The organism is Nocardiopsis sp. CC223A (assembly GCF_030766825.1).
Taxonomy (GTDB): Bacteria; Actinomycetota; Actinomycetes; order Streptosporangiales; family Streptosporangiaceae; genus Nocardiopsis.
In genome coordinates this window covers 1-6,435 of the sequence record NZ_JASFDV010000149.1, presented here as the reverse complement: position 1 = coordinate 6,435, position 6,435 = coordinate 1, and the positions used below count along the sequence as shown (strand labels likewise).

Here is a 6,435-nt window from a genome sequence, read left to right as displayed (position 1 = left end):
GCTCGGGCAGGACGACGGCCAGGGCGGAGCGCAGCGCGACGGGGTCGGCCTGCTCCGCGCCGGCGGCGGGGACCGCGTAGGCGACCAGCCTCCGGTCGCCGGGGCGGTCCTCCCGGACGGCGACGGTCCCGGCCGCGACCTCCGGCAGGCGGGTGAGCGCCTTCTCCACCTCGCCGGGCTCGATCCGGAAACCCCGGATCTTGACCTGGTCGTCGGCCCGGCCGACCAGCACCAGCTCGCCGTCGCGGGTCCACCGGGCCAGATCGCCGGTCCGGTACATCCGCTCGCCCGGCCCCCCGAAGGGGCCCGCCACGAACCTCTCGGCCGTGGCCGCCGGGCGGCCCGCGTACCCGTGGCCCAGGCCCACCCCCGCCACGTACAGCTCGCCGCTCATGCCCACGGGCACGGGGCGCAGCCGGTCGTCCAGGACGAAGCAGCGCTTGTTGGCCAGGGGGCCGCCGACCGGTACCCGGCCGTCGGGGACCGAGGTGACGGTCCGGGCGTGGGTGAAGATCATGGATTCGGCGGGGCCGTACCCGTGGACCAGCCGGACCTGCGGGAACCGCTCCCGGAACCGCTCCAGGTGGGGCACCGACGGCGCCTCGCCGCCGGTCATCACCTGGCGCACCCGGGTGAACACGTCCGGGTGCTCGTCCACCAGGAAGTTGAACAGCCCGGCCGACAGCCAGAGAGTGGTGACGCCCTGCCCGGCCACCAGCTCCGCGATGCGCGCGGGTTCGGGCGAGCGCTCCGGCTGGAGCACGCAGGCCGCGCCCGACAGCAGCGCACCCCAGAACTCCAGCACGAACCCGTCCCACGACACCGGCGCGCACTGCAACCACACGTGGTCCGGGCCCAGGTCCACGTAGTCCTGGCCCAGGAACGTCCCCACCACCGCGCGGTGCGGGGCGAGCACGCCCTTGGGCGTGCCGGTGGACCCCGACGTGAACATCACACAGGCCACGTCGCCCGGGTCGACCGCCACCTCCGGGGGTGCGGCGGGCAGGGCCGCCACGTCCTCCGCCTCGGCGTCCACGCACACCACGGGCCCGGTGGGCACGACCCGGTCCGCCCGGTCCTCGGTGGTGACCAGTGCGACGGCCGACGCCTCCCCGACCAGGGTGGCGAGCCGGTCGTCGGGGAAGCCCGGGTCCAGCAGCAGGTACGCGCCGCCCGCCTTCAGCACGGCCAGCACCGCCACCGCCAGGTCCACCCCCCGGTCCAGCAGCACGCCCACCACGTCGCCGGGCGCCACGCCCGAACCCGCCAGGTGCCGCGCCAGCCGGTTGGACCGCGCCTCCAGCTCCCCGTAGGTCACCCGGTCGCCGCCGAACACCACCGCCACCGCGCCGGGGGCGCGCTCCGCGTGCGCGGCGAAGGCCTGCGGGACGGTGAGGTCGGGCACCTCGCGGTCGGTCGCGTTCCACTCCTCGATCTGGAGCCGCCGGTCCCGCTCGTCGAGCAGGTCCACGGCCCAGAGCGCGGTCCGGGGGTCGGCGGCCATCCGCCGCAGCACCCGGAGCAGGGCGTCGCCGATACCGCGCACGGTCTCCTCGTCGAAGAGCGCGGTGGCGTAGCCGATGCGGCCGCGCAGCTCCCCGTCGTCGGAACGGCGCGCGAACGTCACGTCGAGGTCGAACTTGGCCGACGCGAATCCCGCCCCCAGCACCGCGCCCGCCCCGGCGCCGAACCGGCCGGCCTCGTGGAGGAGGTCGTGCTCCAGCCCGAGCACCACCTGGAAGAGGGGGTTGCGGCCCGCGGCGCGGGCGGGTCCGAGCACTTCGACGAGGTGGTCGAAGGGGACGTCCCGGTGTTCGAGGTCGGCGAGGGTGCGCTCGCGGACCCGCTCCAGCAGGTCGGCGAAGGTCGGGTCGCCGGAGGTGTCGGTGCGCAGCACCAGCGTGTTCACGAAGAACCCGACCAGGTCCTCCAGCGCCTCGTCGTTGCGCCCGGACACGGGGGCGCCCAGCGGGATGTCGGTGCCCGCGCCCATCCGGGTCAAGGTGGCGGCCAGTGCGGCCTGGAGCACCATGAACAGGGTGACGTGGTGTTCGCGCGCCAGCTCCAGGAGCGCGGCGTGCGTCGGGGCGTCCACCGTCAGCTCGACGGCACCGCCCCCGGAGTCCGGTCGGGCGGGCCGGAGCCGGTCGTAGGGCAGGGGCAGCTCGTCGGGCAGCCCGGCCAGGGCCGCACGCCAGTAGGAGGTCTGCCGGGCGATCGCCCCGTCGCCGCCCGCCCCGCCCTCCAGCAGGCGCCGCTGCCACAGGGTGTGGTCGGCGTACTGGACCGGCAGCGGCGCCCAGCCGGGGGCCCCGCCGCGCAGCCGGGCCTCGTAGGCCGCCGAGAGGTCGCGCAGCAGCGGCGCCATCGACGCCCCGTCACCCGCGATGTGGTGCACCACCAGGTGCAGCACCCTGCCGTCGCCGTCCTCCACCAGGCGCGCCCGCACCGGGATCTCCCGGGTCAGGTCGAACCGGTGCTCCGCCAGGGGGGTGCCCCCGTCCTGCCCCGCGCGCACGCGTTCCACCACGAGTGAGGCCCGCGCCCGGTCCGGCGCCACCACCGACTGCCACGGCTCCCCGCCCTCGGCGGGGAACACCGTCCGCAGCGCCTCGTGCCGTTCCACCACGTCGGCGAGCGCCGCGGCCAGCGCGTCGGCGTCCACCTCCGCGTTCAGGCGGACCGAGAGCGGGATGTTGTAGGCGGCGTTCGGGCCCTGCAACCGGTCCAGGAACCACAGCCCCCGCTGGGCGTGGGACAGCGGGAGCCGCTCCGGTCTGTCCACCGCGGCGGTGAGCGGGAGCCGCTCGGCGCCGCCCGCCCCCTCGGCGGTGGCCAGGCGGGCGGCCAGGCGGGCGGCCGTGGGCAGGGCGAAGAGGTCGCGCAGGGTGAGTCCGGTGCCGAAGACCGCCTCGATCCGGCCGAGCAGGCGGGCGGCGAGCAGGGAGTGCCCGCCCAGGTCGAAGAACGAGTCGTCGATCGTCACCGACTCCAGACCCAGCACCTCCGCGAACAGACCGCACAGGATCTCCTCACGGGCATCACGCGGAGACCGGCCCTGCGACAGCGCACCGAAGTCCGGCTCCGGCAGCGCCCGCCGGTCCACCTTCCCGTTCGCGTTCAACGGCAGCGCGTCCAGGACCACCACCGCCGACGGCACCATGTGGTCCGGCAGCACACCGGCCACCGCCGCACGCAGCCCGGCCGGGTCCGGCTCCGCACCCGCCTCCGCGACCACGTAGGCGACCAGCCGGGACTCCCCCACCGCCGCGCCCCGGGCCACCACCACCGCGGCCACCACCTCCGGCAGCGCGGTGAAGGCCGCCTCCACCTCGCCGGGCTCGATCCGGAAACCCCGGACCTTCACCTGACCGTCCGCGCGGCCCACGACCACCAGTTCGCCGTCCTCGGACCACCGCGCCAGGTCCCCGGTCCGGTACATCCGCTCCCCCGCGGCGCCGAACGGGTCGGGGAGGAACCGCTCCGCGGTCTGAACGGGCAGCCCCAGGTACCCCTGGGCCAGCCCCGCCCCGGCCGCGTACACCTCGCCCACCACACCCGGCGGAACAGGCCGCAGCCGGTCGTCCAGCACGTACACGCGCTTGCCCGCCAGGGGAGGGCCGACCGGCAGGCGGCCCGGCCCGACCTCGTCCACCGTCATGGCGTTGGTGAAGACCATGGCCTCGGCGGGGCCGTACCCGTGGACCAGCCGCACCCGGGGGAACTCCTTCCGGAAGCGGCGCAGGTGCTCCGTCGACGGGGCCTCACCGCCGGTCATCACCTGGCGCACCGACGCGTAGACACCGGGGTGCTCGTCCAGGAGCAGGTTGAACAACCCCGCCGACAGCCACAGCGTGGTCACCGACTCCCGCACCACGAGTTCGGCGATGCGGTCCGGCTCCGGCGAGCGCTCCGGCTGGAGCACGCAGGCCGCGCCCGACAGCAGCGCACCCCAGAACTCCAGCACGAACCCGTCCCACGACACCGGCGCGCACTGCAACCACACGTGGTCCGGGCCGAAGTCCACGTAGTCCTGGCCCAGGAACGTCCCCACCACCGCGCGGTGCGAGGTCACCACCCCCTTGGGCACGCCCGTGGACCCCGACGTGAAGATCACGGACAGGCCGTCGTCGGGCGTGACCCCGGCGCGCGGCGCGGCACCGGACCGCCCCGCGATCGCCGCGGCGTGGTCGTCCACCAGCACCGGCGGCAGCGGCGCGGGCACCCGCCCCGCCCACACGCCGCGGGTCACCACCGCACGCACACCGGCGCTCCGGGCCAGCGACCGCAGCCGCTCGTCCGGGAAACCGGAGTCCAGCATCAGGTAGGGCGCCCCGGCCTTGACCGCCGCGACCACCGCGACCGCCGCCTCCACACCGCGCTCCAGCAGCACGCCGACCGCGTCGCCCCGGCGCACCCCCGACGCGGCGAGGTGGCGGGCGAGCCGGTCGGCGCGGACGTCCAGCTCGGCGTAGGTCAGCCGCTGGTCGCCGAACACCACCGCCACCGCGTCCGGATCACGCCGCGCGTGCTCCTCGAACACCTCCCCCACCGTCCGGTCCGCCACACCGGGACCGGTGGCGTTGAACTCCGTGATCTGGCGGCGGCGGTCCGCCGGGTCCATGCCGTCGGCGTCGCGCAGCAGCGTGTCGGGGTCGGCGCACAGGAGGGCGAGCAGTGCCTCGAAGCTCCGGCGGTGGCGCTCCAGCCCCCGCTCGGAGTAGACGGCCGGGTTGGCGTCGAAGTCGATGGTGAGGGCTCCCCCGCGGCCGCGCTGGAGGATGTCGATCCGCAGTTCCTCGATCGGCCCCTGGAAGATGTTGTGCGGCCGGGCCGGCAGGCCGGCGAACGAGAGGTCGTAGTCGAACGCCATGATGTTGACGATCGGGCCGCACTCGTGGCGGGCGTCCGCGGTCTGTCCGAGCAGGCGCAGGGTCGAGGCGATCGGGTGGCGCTGGTGGGGCAGGGCGGCGCGCAGCTCGGCGGCCACCGAGCGGGCCAGCTCGGCGAAGGTGAGGCCGGGGGCGGTCCGGCAGCGCAGCGGCACCACGTTGGACTGCATTCCGGGCGTCCGGCGGCTGAGCGGGGTGGTGCGGGCCGCGACGGGCAGGCTGAGCAGGAGGTCGTCCTCGCCCGACCACTGGCGGGTGAAGACCGCGGCCACCGCCATGAGGACCTGCTTCCACCCGGTGCCGATCCGCTCGGCGGCGGCCTCGATGCGGGCGAGTCCCTCCGGCGGGACGACGAAGCTGGAACGCAGGTGCCGGTGGGACGGCGGGGCCGTGCGGCCGGTCAGGGAGGTGAAGGCGGGGGCCCCGGCCAGGCGCTCCGCCCAGTGGGCGCGGTCGGCCTCGGACTCCCCGCTCCCCCGGTAGCGCAGGTCCTCCTCCACGAGGTCGCGCAGGGAGCCGAAGACCGGCGCGGGCTCCTGCCCGCCGGCCAGCGCCGTGTAGACGTCGGCGATCCGCCGGGCCAGGAGCATGAAGGTGTAGCCGTCGACGACCAGGTGGTGCGCCCGGGTGTACCAGAGGTGCTCGTCCTCCCCGACGCGGAACAGGACGAAGGCGCACAGCGCGTCGGAGCGCAGGTCCGGCGCCGCGGCCACGTCCCGGCGCATCCACTCCAGGGCGGCCGCGCGCGGGTCGTCCTCGCCGCGCAGGTCCATGACGCGCATGGGGAGGCGGGCCCCGGGGTCGGAGCTCTGCACGGGCCCGTCGTCGGTCTCGGTGAACCGCAGGCGCAGGTTCTCCGCCTCCGCCACGACCCGGTCGACGGTCCGCGCGAGCAGCGCGGCGTCCAGCGGACCGTCGATCTCGTAGTACTCGGCGTTGACGAACATGGGGCTCTCCGGGTCCGCCTGCTGAGCGAACCAGATCCCCTTCTGCGACTCGCTCAGCGGCCAGGGCTGGACACTGCTGGGGGACATCACACGGCTCCTCACCGCTCGGGGGCACCTCGCCCGGGTTCGTGTGGAGAGCCTAGAAACGCGAGGGCCGCCGGACCGGCACGCGGTCGCGGCAGCCCGGCGGCAGTTCGGGGGAACCCGGGGATCAGACCATCGGCGAGAAGAAGTAGGTGTCGCGGCGGTCGAAGCGGCCGTCGGCGCCGGCGCGGAAGAAGTCCGCGTAGCGCAGGTCGACGGAACGGCCGTCCTTGAGCACGCCGGTGAACCGGCCCTGGACGGCGACCCGTCCGTCGCCGTCCACCACGACGGAGTCGGGGACGTGGACGCCCTCCCTGATCACCCGGGCGGTGCGGTAGAAGCGCTCGAAGGCGTCGCGCCCCACGAGCGGGGGGTAGCCGGGGCGCTCGTAGACGACGTCGTCGCTGAAGAGTTCGAGCAGGGCGTCGACGTCTCCGGCGTCGACGCGGGCGTAGACCTGGCGTACCCGGTCGCGGACGTCGGCGGGGGCGGTGCGGGTCTCGTCGATCATG

General features: G+C 75.3%; 2 protein-coding genes. Both read right to left on the bottom strand.

Features of this window, described 5'->3' with window-relative positions:
• On the bottom strand, positions 1–5,926 hold a 5,926-nt coding region (locus tag QJS33_RS30820; protein WP_306371598.1), incomplete at its 3' end, for a non-ribosomal peptide synthetase.
• A gap of 124 nt (positions 5,927–6,050) precedes the next feature.
• Positions 6,051–6,435, bottom strand: a 385-nt coding sequence (locus tag QJS33_RS30815) for a nuclear transport factor 2 family protein (RefSeq protein WP_306371597.1), incomplete at its 5' end; no start/stop codon positions are given.